General features: G+C 69.6%; 13 protein-coding genes. 6 read left to right on the top strand and 7 right to left on the bottom strand.

The features are described 5' to 3' along the window. Positions 1-148: 148 nt before the first annotated feature. Positions 149-1675: a sigma-54-dependent Fis family transcriptional regulator gene (locus B0W80_RS28895; protein ID WP_077002599.1), complete on the bottom strand. Its 1527-nt coding sequence runs from the start codon at positions 1673-1675 to the stop codon at positions 149-151. A 212-nt stretch (positions 1676-1887) separates the two neighbouring features. On the opposite strand from B0W80_RS28895, the gene B0W80_RS28890 reads away from it, so the two are divergent. The 5 genes from B0W80_RS28890 (at position 1888) to B0W80_RS28870 (ending at position 9005) form a co-directional block, all read left to right on the top strand. Further along, entirely contained in the window at positions 1888-3387 is a 1500-nt protein-coding gene (locus tag B0W80_RS28890) for an efflux transporter outer membrane subunit (protein ID WP_077002598.1), read from the top strand. Between the two features lie 14 nt (positions 3388-3401). After that, positions 3402-4619, top strand: coding sequence for an efflux RND transporter periplasmic adaptor subunit (locus tag B0W80_RS28885; RefSeq protein ID WP_077002597.1), 1218 nt, complete (start codon positions 3402-3404; stop codon positions 4617-4619). A gap of 21 nt (positions 4620-4640) precedes the next feature. Then, positions 4641-7760 (top strand): efflux RND transporter permease subunit, encoded by a 3120-nt coding sequence (locus B0W80_RS28880; RefSeq protein WP_077002596.1) that lies wholly within the window; start codon positions 4641-4643, stop codon positions 7758-7760. Positions 7761-7773: 13 nt separating this feature from the next. Next, positions 7774-8508 (top strand): hypothetical protein, encoded by a 735-nt coding sequence (locus B0W80_RS28875; protein WP_077002595.1) that lies wholly within the window; start codon positions 7774-7776, stop codon positions 8506-8508. 116 nt (positions 8509-8624) lie between these two features. Beyond that, on the top strand, positions 8625-9005 hold the full coding sequence (locus B0W80_RS28870; protein ID WP_077002594.1) for a hypothetical protein: 381 nt from the start codon (positions 8625-8627) through the stop codon (positions 9003-9005). A 24-nt stretch (positions 9006-9029) separates the two neighbouring features. Here the strand turns inward: B0W80_RS28870 and pstS are convergent, their stop codons facing one another. From pstS to B0W80_RS28845, 5 genes are all read right to left on the bottom strand, one after another. Further along, positions 9030-10055 (bottom strand): phosphate ABC transporter substrate-binding protein PstS, encoded by a 1026-nt coding sequence (gene pstS / locus B0W80_RS28865; protein WP_077002593.1) that lies wholly within the window; start codon positions 10053-10055, stop codon positions 9030-9032. Positions 10056-10206: 151 nt separating this feature from the next. Continuing rightward, positions 10207-10941, bottom strand: a complete 735-nt coding sequence (locus B0W80_RS28860) for a hypothetical protein (protein ID WP_077002592.1) — start codon at positions 10939-10941, stop codon at positions 10207-10209. 99 nt (positions 10942-11040) lie between these two features. Continuing rightward, positions 11041-11271 (bottom strand): hypothetical protein, encoded by a 231-nt coding sequence (locus B0W80_RS28855; RefSeq protein ID WP_077002591.1) that lies wholly within the window; start codon positions 11269-11271, stop codon positions 11041-11043. Next, positions 11268-12230, bottom strand: a complete 963-nt coding sequence (locus B0W80_RS28850) for a hypothetical protein (RefSeq protein ID WP_077002590.1) — start codon at positions 12228-12230, stop codon at positions 11268-11270. Before B0W80_RS28850 ends, B0W80_RS28855 begins: the two co-directional genes overlap by 4 nt. A gap of 147 nt (positions 12231-12377) precedes the next feature. Continuing rightward, on the bottom strand, positions 12378-13502 hold the full coding sequence (locus tag B0W80_RS28845) for an alpha/beta fold hydrolase (RefSeq protein ID WP_256856713.1): 1125 nt from the start codon (positions 13500-13502) through the stop codon (positions 12378-12380). A gap of 76 nt (positions 13503-13578) precedes the next feature. Here B0W80_RS28845 and B0W80_RS28840 point away from each other — a divergent pair, with 76 nt between their 5' ends. Beyond that, positions 13579-15252 (top strand): phospholipase D family protein, encoded by a 1674-nt coding sequence (locus B0W80_RS28840; RefSeq protein ID WP_256856712.1) that lies wholly within the window; start codon positions 13579-13581, stop codon positions 15250-15252. 10 nt (positions 15253-15262) lie between these two features. Here the strand turns inward: B0W80_RS28840 and B0W80_RS28835 are convergent. Continuing rightward, positions 15263-16206: FUSC family protein (locus B0W80_RS28835; RefSeq protein ID WP_077002589.1), on the bottom strand; the 944-nt coding region annotated here is incomplete at its 5' end.

Here is a 16206-nt window from a genome sequence, read left to right as displayed (position 1 = left end):
GGATGGATGACTGAATATTGCACAGTTCATGCCAGGCGCATCAGGCCAGAAATCCGGGTACTTTCCCTGCATCTCCGAGTGATGGAGCGCTGCACAGCCCGAAATCAGGACACTTCGATTGCCTTTTGTTCAGACAATCGACTGAATTTCAGTCAGGGTTTTCCAGACGTTCATACAGGGTCGCACGCGAGATCTTCAACAGGCGCGAAGCCGCCAGCTTGTTCCCCCCCGTCGCCCCCATCGCCGCAGCGATCGCCTTGCGCTCCAGCTCCGCCACCTGCTCGGCCAGAGGACGCAGCAGCAGCGTCTTGTCTTCGGCCGTGACCGGGAGCGATTGAAGCGGGTCGGGCGCGGCGATTTTCTCTTGCCCTGCCTCGCGCAGGATGCGCTCGAGCTGCGCCGCATCGATGCGCTGCGAGTCGCTGCGCATCGTCACCTGCTCCAGCACGTTGCGCAGCTCGCGGATGTTGCCGCGCCAGTGCTGCGCGGCCAGCAGCGCCAGCGCGTCGGGCATCAGCTCGGGCGGGGCCTCGCCGCTGCGCAAGGCCATGTCCTCGCCGAGGGCTTCCACCAACGCCGGGATATCGGCGCGCCGTTCGCGCAGCGGCGGCACGCGCACCGGCAGCACGTTGAGGCGGTAGAACAAGTCTTCCCGGAACCGGCCTTCACGCACCAGCGTCGGCAGGTCGCGCGAGGTGGCGGCGATCACGCGGGCGTCAAATGGCACCAGCTTGTTCGAGCCCAGCGGCTCGATCTCGCCCTCTTGCAACGCCCGCAGCAGCTTGGCCTGCAGCGGCATCGGCATGTCGCCGATCTCGTCGAGGAAGAGCGTGCCGCCGTCGGCCAGCTTGAACTTGCCTTCGCGCGCCTTGCGGTCGGCGCCGGTGTAGGCACCCGGCGCCACGCCGAAGAACTCGGCCTCCAGCAGCGTGTCGGGCACGGCCGCGATGTTGACGCTGACGAAGGCGTTGCGCGCGCGTGCCGACGCGGCATGGATGGCATGCGCCAGCAGTTCCTTGCCGGTGCCGGTTTCGCCGAGCAGCAGCACCGGGCTAGACGACTGAGCCGCGCGCCGCGCATGGCGCTTGACCTCCACCGCCGCGGTGCTCGATCCGATGAAGCTCGTGAAGGTGTATTTGGACCGCCTTTGACCGTCGGCCGATTGCTGCCAGATCGGGTTGTTGCGCTGCGTGGCCAGCTCGCGCCGCGCATCGTCCAGATCGCGCTGCAGCAGCGCGAATTTGCTGATGAGCGGCTGCAGCGTGGTCTCGGGATGATCGAACAGCACGATGCCGATCGCGCCGATCACCTCGCCCAGCGCGCCGCCCTCGCGCTCTTCGCGCAGCGGGATGCGGCTGACGACGAAAGTGCCTGCCTTGTTGGTCAACAGGTCAATCAATACCGGCTCGCCGGTTTCGAGCACCCGCTGCATCAGCGTATTGGGGATGACGTCTTCGACCTGGTGGCCGAGGAACTGATCGATGGATGAGAAGCCCAGCGCAGGCAGGAAGCGCCGGTAGCCCTCGTTCACCCAGACGATGCGTCCGCTGCGATCGACCAGGAACATCCCCTGGCTCATGCTCGAGAACAAATGGAACATCGAACGCGCGGCAGCGGCGAGGATGCCCTCGGCGTCGAGCGGCAGGGCGGAAGATTGCGCGGCGGCGGCTGACATGCCCGAATCCTAGCCTGTGAGAGATTGGCGCTCGTCCGGAGCTGTGCAGGGAGAACCAAGGTGCCAGATTTCTTGCTGAGTCGGTCGGTGGTCGGCGCGCCTTGCAGTCTTGCTATGCTGCGCGGTTCGCCAGCCCACCGGCGGCCAACCGGCGCGGGCGTCGCGGTCGACCCGATCACGCGCCCTGCCCTCACTTGCGGATTCGATTTCTCATGAGGAACTCCCGGCTTTCCGCGCTCAGCCTTGCGCTCGCTTTCCTGCTCACTGCCTGCACGCTGCCACGGCCACCCGACAAGGTCGTGGCGCCGACGCCTGTTCAATGGACCACGCCACTGCCCCACGGCGGCTCGCTGCCCGTGCTGGCCGATTGGTGGCGGCAGCTCGACGATCCGCTGCTGGTCGAGTTGGTCGAAGCGGCGCAGACCGTCAGCCCCAACGTGGCGAGCGCCGCCGCGCGCATCGCCGAGGCGCGGGCTTCGCGCGTCGCGGCGGGCGCGGCACTCGCGCCCAAGCTCGACGGCAGTCTGTCGGCCTCGCGCAGCAATTCGTTGACCAGCGGCTTCGGCGGCACCGGCGCCACCGGCGCGGCGACCGGCGCCGGCACGGGCACGGGCGCAGCAAGCGCCGAGATCCCGCCCATCACCACCATCCAGGCCGGCCTGCAGGCCAGTTGGGAGATCGATCTCTTCGGCGGCCTGCGCGCCACGCGCGACGCCAGCCAGGCCCGCCTCCGCAGTGCCGATGCCAAGTGGCACGAGGCCCGCGTGTCGGTGGCCGCCGAAACGGCCAATGCCTACTTCGGCGAACGCGCATGCCGTCGCCAGCTCGCCGTGGCCGAGAACGACACGAAGTCGCGATCGGAAACGTCGCGCCTCACCGATCTGTCGGCACGTGCGGGCTTCACTGCACCGGCCGACGCCGCACTGGCGCGTGCCAGCGCATCCGACGCTTCAGCACGCCTGACTCAGCAACGGGCCCAATGCGCCTTGCTGCGCCAATCGTTGATCGCCTTGACCGGGCTCGAAGCAGCCGCACTGCAGAGCCGGCTCGACGCCACATCGGCCGACAGCGCGCTGCCCACCGTCCACGCCATCGGTAGCGTGCCAGCCGAGGTGCTGGCCCAGCGCCCCGACGTCTACGCGTCCGAGCTGGGCGTGGCTGCGGCCAGCGCCGAAGCGGGCTCGGCCTTGGCCCAGCGCTTCCCGAAGCTCACGCTGCAGGGCTCCATCGGCCGGCTGCAGTTCCGCACTTCGGGCTTCCGCGACACGGTCGACACCTGGAGCATCGGCCCGGTCGCGCTGTCGGTGCCGATCTTCGACGGCGGCGCGCTGGCCGCCAACGTCGACGCCGCGCGGGCCCGCTACGACGAAGCGGCTGCGCTCTACCGCGGCAACGTGCGGCAGGCGGTGCGCGAAGTCGAGGAAGCGCTGATCAACCTGCAGAGCACCGACGCCCGCGCAGGCGACGCCGACACGGCCGTGCAGAACTACCAGGCCTCGTTCGACGCCACGCAGGCGCGCTATCAAAGCGGGCTGGCCAGCCTGTTCGAGCTGGAAGACTCGCGCCGCACGCTGTTCACGGCGCAGACCGCGCGCGTCTCGCTCCAGCGCGAGCGGGCCGAGGCCTGGGTCGGCCTGTACCGCTCCACCGGCGGCGGCTGGACGAGACCCGGCGCGGACTCCGCGTCGGCAGCGCCTGCACTCGCGCAATGAACGAAGCCAGAACCATGAGAACAATGAAGCGTTCCACCCTCCTCATCGTCGCCGCCGTGGTCGTGCTGCTGATCGCCGCCGCTGCCTTCATGTTCATGGGCGGCAAGTCCGCCGACAAGGGCGCACCGAAATCCAAGGATGCCGCCGCACAACCCCGCCCCGCGCTGACGGTGAGCGTGGCCAGGCCCGAAACGAGCGAGCTCGGCATCGAACTCTCGGCCAACGGCAACGTCGCGGCCTGGCAGGAGGCCAGCATCGGCTCCGAATCCAACGGCCTGCGCCTGGCCGAAGTGCGGGTGAACGTGGGCGACGTCGTCAAGAAAGGCCAGGTGCTCGCCACCTTCTCGCCCGAGACCGTGCAGGCCGACGTGGCCCAGGCACGCGCCTCGCTGGCCGAGGCCAAGGCCACCGCGGCCGACGCGGCCGGCAATGCGGCGCGCGCCCGCACGCTGCAGCAGACGGGCGCCCTGAGCCAGCAACAGATCAACCAGTACCAGACCACCGAGCAGACCGCCAAGGCCCGCGTCGAAGCGGCCGAGGCCGCGCTTGCCGCGCAGCAGGTGCGCGGGCGCAACACCCAGGTGCTGGCGCCGGACGACGGCGTGATCTCCGCCCGCACCGCGACGGTCGGCAGCGTGGTCGCCGCCGGCACCGAGCTGTTCCGGCTCATCCGCCAGGGCCGGCTCGAATGGCGCGCCGAGGTCACCTCCTACGAACTCGGCCGCGTCGCCGTCGGCACGCCGGCCGTCATCACCAGCGCGAGCGGCGCGCAGGTCAAGGGCACGGTGCGCAGCATCGCGCCGACCGTCGATCCGCAGACGCGCGCCGCCCTGGTCTACGTCGACATGCCCAGCATCCAGCAGAGCACCGCCATCAAGGCCGGCATGTTCGCGCGCGGCGAATTCCAGCTCGGCCGCAGCGGCGCGCTGACCGTGCCGCAGGCCGCGGTGGTACCGCGCGACGGCTTCAACCACCTGCTGTTGCTGCAGCCGGACAGCCGGGTCGCGCAGCTCAAGGTCGACACCGGCCGCCGCGTCGGCGACCGCATCGAGATCACGAGCAAGCTGCCGGACGATGCACGCGTGGTCGTGCAGGGTGCAGGCTTCCTCAACGACGGCGACCTGGTGCGCGTGGTCGATGCACCGGCCGCGCCTGGCGCGCCTGCCGCACCAGCCAAGGCCGCCTCCGGCCCTGCAGGTGCAGCGGGTGCCGCCGGCGCCGCCGCCAAGTAACGCACGGACGGAACACACGCCATGAACGTCTCGGCCTGGTCCATCCGCAATCCGATTCCGGCGGTGATGCTGTTCGTGCTGCTCACCTTCGCCGGCCTGCTGTCCTTCAAGGCGATGAAGGTGCAGAACTTTCCCGACATCGACCTGCCCACGGTCACCGTGTCGGTCGCGCTGCCGGGCGCCTCGCCTTCGCAACTCGAGAACGACGTGGCGCGCAAGATCGAGAACTCGATCGCCACCGTGCAGGGCCTCAAGCACATCACCAGCAAGGTGCAGGACGGCGCCGCGACGCTGATCGTCGAGTTCCGGCTCGAAAAGCCGGTGCAGGAGGCCGTCGACGACGTGCGCTCCGCCGTGCAGCGCGTGCGGGCCGACCTGCCGGCCGACGTGCGCGACCCGGTCATCAACAAGCTGGACTTCGCGGCGCAGCCGGTGCTGGCCTTCACCATCGCTTCGTCGCGCATGGATGCCGAAGGCCTCAGCTGGTTCGTCGACGACACCGTCACCAAGAAGCTGCTGGCCATCAGCGGCGTGGGCGCGGTCAACCGCGTGGGCGGCGTCACGCGGCAGGTTCACGTCGACCTCGACCCCGGCAAGCTGCAGGCGCTGGGCGCCACCGCGGCCGACATCTCGCGCCAGCTGCGCCAGGTGCAGACCGAGAGCGCCGGCGGCCGCACGGACCTGGGCGGCAGCGAACAACCCGTGCGCACGCTGGCCACCGTGCATTCGGCAGACGAACTGCGCGACATGCAGATTCCGCTGTCGGACGGCCGCAGGATCCGCCTCGACCAGGTGGCCCGCGTGTCCGACACCATCGCCCAGCCGCGCGCCGCCGCGCTGCTCGACGGCAAGACGGTGGTCGGCTTCGAAGTCGCGCGCAGCCGCGGCGCCAGCGAGGTCGAAGTGGGCGGTGCCGTGCAGAAGGCCCTGACCGAACTCAAGGCGCAGCACCCCGACATCCAGCTCACCGAGGCCTTCAACTTCGTCGACCCGGTGCAGGAGGAATACGACGGCTCGCTGCACCTGCTGTACGAAGGCGCTTTCCTCGCGGTGCTGGTGGTGTGGCTGTTCCTGCGCGACTGGCGCGCCACCTTCGTGTCGGCGATCGCACTGCCGATGTCGGTGATCCCGGCTTTCGTCGGCATGCACTACCTGGGCTTCTCGATCAACGTCGTCACGCTGCTCGCGCTGTCGCTGGTCATCGGCATCCTGGTCGACGATGCGATCGTCGAGGTCGAGAACATCGTGCGCCACCTGCGCATGGGCAAGACGCCCCTGCAGGCCGCCATGGAGGCGGCCGACGAGATCGGCCTGGCGGTGATCGCCACCACCTTCACGCTGATCGCGGTGTTCCTGCCCACCGCCTTCATGAGCGGCGTGGCCGGCAAGTTCTTCAAGCAATTCGGCTGGACCGCCTCGCTCGCCGTGTTCGCCTCGCTGGTGGTGGCGCGGATGCTCACGCCGATGATGGCGGCCTACATGCTCAAGCCGATCGTGGGCGCAGAGAAAGAGCCGCGCTGGCTCACCTGGTACATGCGGCTGGCCGAGCGCAGCCTGCGCCACCGCTTCACCACCATGGTGCTGGCCACCCTTTTCTTCTTCGGCTCGATCGCGCTGATCCCGCTGCTCAAGACCGGCTTCATCCCGGCGGACGACAACTCGCAGACGCAGGTCTACTTGTCGCTGCCGCCGGGAGCCACGCTCGCGCAGACCCTGGCCACGGCCGAGGAAACGCGCCGCCGCGTGATGGGCGTCGAGCATGTGAAGAGCGTCTACACCACGGTCGGCGGCGGCAGTGCGGGCGGCGACCCCTTCGCGAGCTTCGGCACGCCCGAGACGCGCAAGGCCACCCTTACCGTGCAGCTCGCGCCGCGCGGCGACCGGCCGCGCAAGCAGGGCATCGAGAACAACATCCGCAAGGTGCTCGAAACCTTGCCCGGCGTGCGCACCACCGTCGGCCTGGGCGGCTCGGGCGAAAAGTACATCCTGGTGCTCACCGGCGAAGACCCGGCCGCGCTCACCGCCGCCGCCCGCGCGGTCGAGAAAGACCTGCGCACCATCCCCGGCCTGGGCAACATCACGTCGACCGCGAGCCTGGTCCGCCCCGAGATCGCGGTGCGGCCCAACTTCGCGCGTGCGGCCGACCTGGGCGTGACCAGCTCCGCCATCGCCGAAACCCTGCGCGTGGCCACCTTGGGCGATTACGATCAGGCCCTGCCCAAGCTCAACCTGGCGCAGCGGCAGGTGCCGATCGTGGTCAAGCTCGAGGACTCGGCGCGCACCGACCTTCCGCTTTTAGAGCGCCTGACCGTTCCCGGTGCGCGCGGCCCGGTCATGCTGAGCCAGGTCGCCACGCTGACCATGGAAGGTGGCCCGGCCGTCATCGACCGCTACGACCGCTCGCGCAACGTCAACTTCGAAATCGAACTGTCGGGCGTGGGCCTGGGCGATGCCAAGAACGCCGTGATGGCCCTGCCCTCGGTGCGCGGCCTGCCGCCCGGCGTGCGCGTGGCCGAGGTGGGCGACGCCGAGATGATGGGCGAGCTCTTCGCGAGCTTCGGCCTGGCGATGCTGACCGGCATCCTGTGCATCTACATCGTGCTGGTGCTGCTCTTCAAGGACTTCCTGCATCCCATCACCATCCTGTGCGCGCTGCCGCTGGCGCTGGGCGGGGGGTTCATCGGCCTGCTGCTGGGCCAGCAGGCGCTGTCGATGCCGTCGATGATCGGCTTCATCATGCTGATGGGCGTGGCGACGAAGAACTCGATCCTGCTGGTGGAGTACGCGATCGTCGCGCGGCGCGACCACGGCATGAGCCGCTGGGATGCCCTGCGCGACGCCTGCCACAAGCGCGCGCGGCCCATCATCATGACCACGCTGGCGATGGGCGCCGGCATGGCACCCATCGCCTTCGGCCTGAGCGCGGCCGACTCCAGCTTCCGCGCGCCGATGGCGATGGCCGTGATCGGCGGCCTGATCACCTCCACCGTGCTGAGCCTGCTGGTCGTGCCCGCCGTGTTCACTTACGTCGACGACACCGAGCACTGGCTGCACCGCATGGTCGCGCGCATCCGTGGCCGCCAGCCCGACCCGGCCGATGCGCCCGAAGGCCCGCCGCCGCTGGCGCGCGAATCCACCTGATCGGGAGCGGGGAATGTCGTCGGCACGCGTGCTGATGGTGTCGGGTCTGGCCGCGCTGGCGATCGGCTTCCTGCTCGAAGGGCGCCTGCCCGCGCGCCAGACCCTGCTACCGGCGCTGCACGCCGACCCGGCGCAGACCATGGTCGAGCGGCCGGCGTTCATGGTGCGCGCCGGCGGTGTCGACTACCGCATCGCACCCCTGGCCGACTACGACATCACCGGCCTCGTCGTGAGCCGCCACGACACCTCGAGCTGGTGGAACTGGATCCACGCGGCCAGCAACGACCACCTGAACGTGGCCGATCTCTGCATGATCTGGGGCGCGAACGCGGCCGACGGGGCCTACGAGAAGATGTCTTTTTCGAGCGGGCAGTTCGTCTGCTACGTCGAGGGCAAGGACCCCGCGGCCTTCCGGCCCGAGTACCTGCGCGCGCTGTCCAACAACCACCTGCTCACCGACAACCCCGCCGTCGCCCGCCGCCTGCGCTCGCTGCGCATCGGCGACCAGATACGCCTGCGCGGACAACTCGCCAGCTACAGCCACAACGCCGGCTTCGCCTTCACGCGCGGCACCTCGCTCGTGCGCGAGGACACCGGCAACGGCGCCTGCGAAACGCTGTTCGTGCGCGACATCGAGGTGCTGCGCCGCGCACCGGCATGGCCGCGCTGGCTCGCCTGGCTGGGCGCCCTGCTGGTGCTGGCCGGCCTGGTGCGCTGGTACGCGGCGCCGCATCGGCCGCGTTCCTGAGCTTCTCGGGCCGCGTGAAGGCCGGGCGCCGGCCTACCTGCGCGCGCTGTGCGTTCGCACAGCGGCACCTCGCATCGCATGCCATGCTGAGCGCACATCCTGGCTTGGAGACTGCCATGCGCTTCCCGAAACAAGGTCGTTCGCCGGCATGGGCCATCGTGGTCGGCCTGGCCGCCGCCTGCACCGCACCCACACTGCTCGCCCAGTCGGCCACCGACCCCGCACAACAGCGCTACGAACGCGAGATCGCCGCCTGCAACAGCGGCAACCTGGCCGCGCCTGCTCGCGAAGGCTGCATCCGCGCGGCCGGCGTCGCGCTCGACCGCAGCAAGGGCGGGCCGCCCACCGACGTGCCGCAGCCCTCCGCCGACGGGCGCGCCACCATCGTCGCGCCGCCGGGCGCCTCGACGCCTTCGAGCGGATCGGACGCCGTCACCTCTGGCGACGGCCGCGCAACCATCGTGCTGCCGGCCGACCGCTCGCCGCCGCAGCGCTGACGCCGAAAGCCGGCCAACCGAGCGTCACTTCGCTCCGCTGTCCCAGTACGCCTGAATCCGCTGCGTCAGGCCGTCCGGCAACGGCACGTAGTTGAGCTTTCGGGCATCCGCCTTGCCCTGCTCCAGCGACCACTTGAAGAAGCGCAGCGCCTCCGCCGTGCGCGCCGGGTCTTTGGCCTGCCGCGGCATCAGCGCGAAGGTGGTGGCCTTGATCGGCCACGACTGCTCGCCGGGCGCGTCGGTCAGCAGCTCATAGAAGTCCGCAGCGGCCCAGGTGGCACTGGAAGCGGCCGCCTCGAAGCTCGCCGGAGAGGGCGCGACGAAGGTGCCGCTCCTGTTGCGCAGCTGGGGAAAGTTCATCCGGTGCTCGATGGCATAGGACAGCTCGACGTACCCGATCGAGCCCTTGACGTAGTTGACGTAGCGGGCGATGCCGTCGTTGCCGCTGGCGCCGGTGCCGACGGGCCACTTGACCATCGACCCCTCGCCGACCCTGCCTTTCCACTCCTCGCTGACCTTCGACAGGTAGTTGACGAAATTGAAGGTCGTGCCCGAGGGTTCGAGCCGGTGGATGGGCGTGATCTTGAGGTCCGGCAACTTGACTTCGGGGTTGAGGGCGGCGATGGCGGGGTCGTCCCACTTCGCGACCTTGCCGAGGAAGATGTCCGCCAGCAGCTCGCCCGTGAATTTCAACTGCCCGGGTGCCATGCCCTCCAAGTTCACCACCGGCACGACGCCGCCGATCACGAGCGGAAACTGCATCAGGTCCGCCGACTTCAGTTCCTGTGGCGGCAAGGGCCTGTCGGTGGCGCCGAAAGTGACCTGGCCTGCCTTGACCTGCTGGATGCCGCCGCCGGAGCCGATCGCCTGGTAGTTGACCTTGACCTGGGTCTTGGCGTGGTAGCTGGCTGCCCATCGCAGCATGACCGGATAGACGAAGGTCGACCCCGAGCCCGCGATGTCGGTGGCCAGCGCCGGCTGCATCCAGAAAATCGACGCCGCAGCGCCCACCACTGCCGTCAGCATTCCGATGCGGTTCGATGTCGCCATGGCGTGGCTCCTCACAAGCGGGAGGGCCAGTATGAGCTTCGGCGCGGACGCCGCCAACACGACGAAAGGCCGATGGCGCTGCGGAGCGCTTCAGTGCAGCGCGGCCAGTGCGCGGGTCAGGTCAAGCCCGGCCCGCATGCCGCCTGCCGCCTCAGCCCTGTTGCTTGGTCCCGGCATCCTTCGCCGTCGCACCGGTCGCGCTGCCGCTCGCCGCGGCCGAAGCCGTGCGCGACGAAGACGCCGCGCTGCCGGTGTCGGCGGTGGCCGCCGCTTCGTTCGACCCGCCCACGCCCGCCTGTCGTGCGCGGTTGGCGCGCCACTGATCGAACTCCGACGAGAACTTGCCGTAGCGCTCGCGCCGGAAGGCCTCGTAGTCCTCGTCGAGCCGTCGCATCTGTTCGTTGCGCCACTGGTGGTAGTCCGGGTCCCAGTGGCGCTGGTGATCTTGCCCGCGGCCGTACTCGCCGCGATGCGAATCGGTGCCGGTGGGGCGCGGCATGGCTCTGCCGTGCGACTCCTGCTGACCGCTGCCGTAGTCGCTCATGAAGCGGCCGCCGGCGCCGCCGCTCGGCTCGCGGTCGAAGCCGCCGTAGCGCGAGCCGCGCGATTCGTCGTTGGTGTCGTGGGTGCGCCAGCTGTCGCGGCCCGTGTAGCCGCGTCCCTGGTCGTGGCCGCGCGGGCCATCGCCGCCGCGGTATTCCTCGCCGCCCCAATAACCCGCTTCGGCGCTGCCGTAGTCGGGGCTGCCTGCGCCGCGGTCACCGCGTGATCCCTGGTCCCGGGAATCGTAGCCGCCCATCTGGCCGCTGCGGCCCTGAAAAGCCTCTTGCTGACCCCGCCCATGACCGCCACGGCGGCGCGAATCGTCATCGTCGCGTGAATGCATTGCCAACTCCTGAAGTTCGAATGAGATCTCCAGGCTAGGCCGCTGCATCACGCCCGATGTCGGACCGCGCTGCCGAGCGCGTAGGAACGCAGCGCGCGATCAGCGCCGCCGCGGGGCACGGGCTTGCAGCTCCGACGGATCGGGCGTGGCCAGATGACGCACGGCCTTCACGCGGCCCGACGCCCCGACTTCGTACGACACGTGCTCCGATCGCGCCAGGCCGACGCCGCGCAGCACCTCGGCCTCGGCCTCGGGGGGCGCAGGCACTTCGTGCCGGGCGCCCTTCAACCGCCTGCGCAGCGCAGCCCATCCGGACTGCAGCGCGCTCATTGCAGGCCTGCCAGCGCCGACTGGATGCGCTGCCCTTGCTCGGGCGTGATCAGGCCGCCGAGCACCTCGTTGAAGCGCGGCTGCGCCGCGCCCGAGAGGATGTACTGCCAACGGTACGCGGCCAGCAAGGTCTCGCGCACGCGCTCGGCCGCCTGCAGTCCATGCTTGCCGGGCTGCGGGCCGCAGTCGATGAAGTAGCTCGCATCCGCCTGGGCCTGCGCCTGCAGCATGGCGTCCACGCCGCCCACCAGCGCGATGAAGTCGTCCACCGCCTGGTCGCGCTGGGCCGGCCCGAGCTTCGCGTCTTCGCGCAGCCATTCGAGTTCGTCGAGCACGGCGTGCTGCGACTCCTCCTTCCAGTGGAACAGGAACACGTCCTTGAACAGCGGCGACACCTCGGGGTCGGAGCCGATGCTCTCGCGGTAGTGCACCTGCGTCACCAGTTCGATGTGGCAGGTCAGCGCCAGCACCGCCCAGGTCGACTTGCCCAGCACGAACTGCGCGACCGTGTTGGCTTCGGGCCCGAACAGGTAGCCCACGGGCATCGCATGCGCGCAGAGGCCTTCGATGCGGCGGAACAGCGCCTGGTGCTTGAGTTCCTCATCGGTGAAGCGCACCAATGCCTCCAGCGCCACCTGGTCGCCGAGCCAGTGGTCGCGGCTCAGCTCCAGCATCTTGGCGCCGACGTAGCGCTCCACCAGGCCGAACATGTTGGCGTAGGTGCGGCCCTGGATGCGACCGAGGAAGCGGCGCTCTTCCGGGTCCAGCATGTCTGCCAGGCGCTCGACGAGCGACAGGCCGTCGGGCAGGAACTTGTCGCGAATGCCGAAGCCGCGGCCGCGGATCACGTCGCGCTCGATGTCCCAGCGAATGCGCTTGGAGTTCTCGATGCAACGCGCGTAGCGCGAGGCCGCATCGGCGGCGCCGGCATCGGAAGACAGGGTGTGAACGGCAGACATGGTCGACTCCTCGAACAGGGTGGTTGGGGTGCGTCCATTGTTCGGAGAAGGGCCTTCGGTGACGATGAGGCCGTGGTCCCGGGTGATGCCGGGAATCGAGGGATTTCGGTGCGGGCAGCCGGGACAACGGCCCGGGGTGCCGGGATTTCAGCGGCCGCGGCCCAGGCCCGCTTCGCGGGCCCGCACGATCGCCTGCGGCCGGTTCTCGACCTGCAGCTTGGCGAAGACGCTGGTGATGTGGTTGCGCACCGTCTTCTCGCTGAGCTGCAGCGCGGCCGCCACCTGCGCGTTGTCGCGGCCCTGGGCGATGAGTTCGAGCACGTCGCGCTCGCGCACGGTCAACGCGGCGAGCACGGGGTCGGCCCCGCCGGTATCGCCGCCGGCCAGGAAGTCGCGCACCTCCTCCACCCAGCGCGGCCACACGGCGTCTTGCGCCAGCACCAGGTGATGGGCGCTGTGAAGCGGCACGAAGCGCGCCTGCGCGATGCCGCCCGCGATGATGCGGCCCTCGTCGAAGGGCACGCGCAGGTCGCCGGTGGAATGAAGCACCAAGGTGGGGCAATGCACCTGCGGCAGCAGGCCCGTGACGTCGATGCGGTCGAACTCGCGCAGCATGCGCGCCGCCGTCTGCGGCGAGGTCGACACGCTTTCGAGCTCGTTGAACCAGCGGTGCTGCTCGGGCGTGCCCTCGGGCAGGAACTGGCTCGTGAAGAACTGGCGAAAGGCCGGGTCCTGCCGGCCCCAGCCGATCTCGATGAGCTTGGCCTGCGTGTCGGCCTCTTCGTCGAGCGCCGGCCCGCCGCCGCGCATGCGCCGGCCGCGCGCGTAGCCGCCCTGCAGCACCAGGTGGCTCACGCGCTCGGGATGGCGCGCCGCATACGCGATCGCCAGGCTCACGCCCTGCGAGATCGCGAGCACCGGAAAGCGTTCGAGCCCGGCAGCATCGGCCACGGTCTCGATGTCCTTGACCCAGACCTCGAAGGACATCTGCTCGATCTCGCGGTCCGACAGCCCGGTGCCACGCTGGTCGTAGCGCACCAGCGTGCGGGTGGCGCACAGCGCGTCGAGCACGTGGCCCCAGACCGGGCTGGTCAGGTCGAATTCGAGGTGCGACATCCAGTTGCCCACCTTGAGCAGCGACGGGCCCTTGCCGGCCGTGGCGTACGCCAGCCGCACGCCGTCGGGCGCGGTGCAGAAGCGGATCTGCTGTTTCAGCGGCATGGCGACGATGAGTAGGATGCGGCTGGGCTGGGGCGGCGCCCATCGTGCCATGGCAGGCGTGGAAAGTCAGCAGTGAAGCCGGCTGCCTTGGTCCGATACCGCCGCGAAACGACTTTGGAGGCCAACGATGGTCGTGATCGATCCGGGCAACCTGATGCGACGCCTTGCCTTGCGCCTGCGGCAGGTTCGGCTTCGCTCTTTCGCGGCGTGGCTGTTGGTGCCGCTCGTCGTGCTGCTCCATGGGTGCGCCCAATTGCCCACCGACGTGCTGCGGCCACCCTCGGCTGCGATGGCGCCGGACCCCGCCTCACCGCTCGCGCAGCTGACCCGGCAGGTGCTGCCCGCCGACGACCGATCCGGCTTCCGCCTGCAGCCTTACGGTCCGCACGCTTTCGCCACGCGGCTCGCGCTGGCCGGGCTGGCCACGCGCAGCCTCGACGTCCAGTACTACCTGCTGCAGAGCGACAACACCGGCCGCAGCCTGATGCGCAGCCTGCGCGATGCGGCAGCGCGCGGCGTGCGCGTTCGCGTGCTGGTCGACGACCTCTACACTGCGGGCGAAGACACGCTGCTGCTCGCCCTCGCGGCCCATCCCAACGTGGAGGTCAGGCTGTTCAACCCGTTTCCGGCGGGGCGCGGGTCTACCGCGGCGCGGTTCCTGAATTCGGCATTCGACTTCCACCGCGTCAACCGGCGGATGCACAACAAGCTCTTCATCGCCGATGGCGTTACCGCCGTCGCGGGCGGCAGGAACATGGCCGACGAGTACGTGATGAACGCATCGGGCAGCAACTTCATCGACATGGACGTGTTCGTGGCGGGGCCGGTGGTTCGGGCGTTGTCGGATGCCTTCGACCACTACTGGAACAGCGAGGCGGCCTTTCCCGTCGCCAGCATCGCGCACGACGCGCTGGCGCGGCAGGCGCTGCAAGCGGACTTCGAGCGCCTGACCGCGAACGCCACGCCGCCGAAGGCGACGCGTGTGCGCAGCGACGGCCGGGTGCACAACCCTTACGACGGCACCGACCATCAGCTTCCGCCGGCCTTGGTGCGCATGCTGGACCTGCCCTTCGAACTCGAGGACCGAAAGCTGTCCCCGCTCCTGCTGGCCAACGCACGCGTCATCTACGACCCGCTGACCAAGACCAGCGGCTTCAACGAGATCGGCAACACGTTGAAAGGCACCGTCACCGAAGGCGTGCTGCGCTGGATGCGAACGGCGAAGACGCAGATCAAGATGGTGTCGCCGTACTTCATCCCGTCGAAGTCGGCCGTGGCCAACCTGACGCATGCGCAGGCGTCCGGCGTGCAGGTCGAGGTCGTCACCAATTCGCTGGCCTCGACCGACGAACCGCTGGTCTACGGCGGATATCAGCCGACCGTCATGGAGCTGCTGCGCGCGGGCGTCGCCATTCGCGAGCTGAGTCCGTCGCTGAGCGTGAAGCGCGGGCACATGGGCATCTTCGGCGACCGCCTCGGCGCGCTGCACATGAAGAACATCATCGTGGACGATCGCGCGGTGTTTCTGGGTTCGATGAACCTCGACCCGCGATCGGCGCACCTGAACACCGAGATGGGCCTGATCATCGACAGCGAGGAGATGGCGCACGAGCTGCTCGCCTTCACCGACCGGGGCAGCAGCTACGCGCTTCGCATCGACACGGCGCGCGACGCCATCGAATGGGTGCGCGACGACGGCGATGGCCGGACGACCGTCTTCACCGTGCCGCCGGAAACCACCGCCTGGCAGCGCTTCAAGCTCAAGCTGATTTCACCCTTCGTGCCGCTCGGCGATCTCTGAAGCGGGCGCTTCATCGGGCCAAGGTCTCCCTGGGCGGCAGCAGCACGGCCGCACATGAAGCGAGCACGGCGCCCAGCGCCGTTTCCCACAGCCGCGCCGACAGCTGCGTGAACGAATCCATGCCGCAGGCCGCCATGGTGATGACGAGCGCGAAGGCGAAGGCGCCGCAGGCGATGTCGTAGCGCTCCGGCAGCGCCATGGCATAGATCGAGATCGCAGCCGCTGCACACGTCCAGGCCAGCGCCGGGTGAGCGATGGCCATCGGCACGACGAGCAGCCCGAATGGCACGCCCACGGCCGTGCCGGCGAGCCGGCGCCGGATCCGCTCCAGCGACGCAGACCGGCTCGTGGACACCACGTACACGCAGGCGGTGATGGCCCAGACCGGCTCGACCAGTTTCAGGTGGGTGCCGAGCAGCATGACGACGGCCGACGGCACAGCGGCCTGCAGGCCCAGGCACAGCCAACCCGGCATGCCGAGCGCGCCGCGTGCGGGCGCCGGGCGTGGCGAGGGGGCATCGCATTGGTTCGGCGCGATGACGCGGCGCACCGCCACGGTGGCCACCAGCGCGATGACGCCCGACAGCGCGATTCGCCCTAGGTCGGCGGCTTGCAGGTGCTCGTTGCAGGCGACCAGTTGGCCGATGTAGAACTGCGAGCCGAGCCCGGCCGCCAGCGAACCCCGGCACCGCGCCGCCGCACAGGCGAAGGCCCCGATCAGGAGTACCCATTCGATGTCGATGCCGGCATGCAGCGGCAGCACCGATGCGGCGACAGCGGCCAGCGCGGCGCCGCAGGCCGCGCTCGCATCGAGCAGCACCAGAGCCAGCGTCGCCTCGCGCGGCGTCGCGCCGACCTGGGACACCATGGCGAAGAGCGCGCTCGAGGCGGCCAACAGGCCCAGCGACTGGCCGTCGCTCGCGGCACGGCCCGGGTCCAGGAACACGCCGAGCC

The organism is Variovorax sp. KK3, assembly GCF_001984055.1.
In the GTDB taxonomy this organism is placed as follows: domain Bacteria; phylum Pseudomonadota; class Gammaproteobacteria; order Burkholderiales; family Burkholderiaceae_C; genus Variovorax.
Note: the sequence above shows the minus strand (reverse complement) of the source record. Positions and strands in the feature narration are given on the sequence as shown.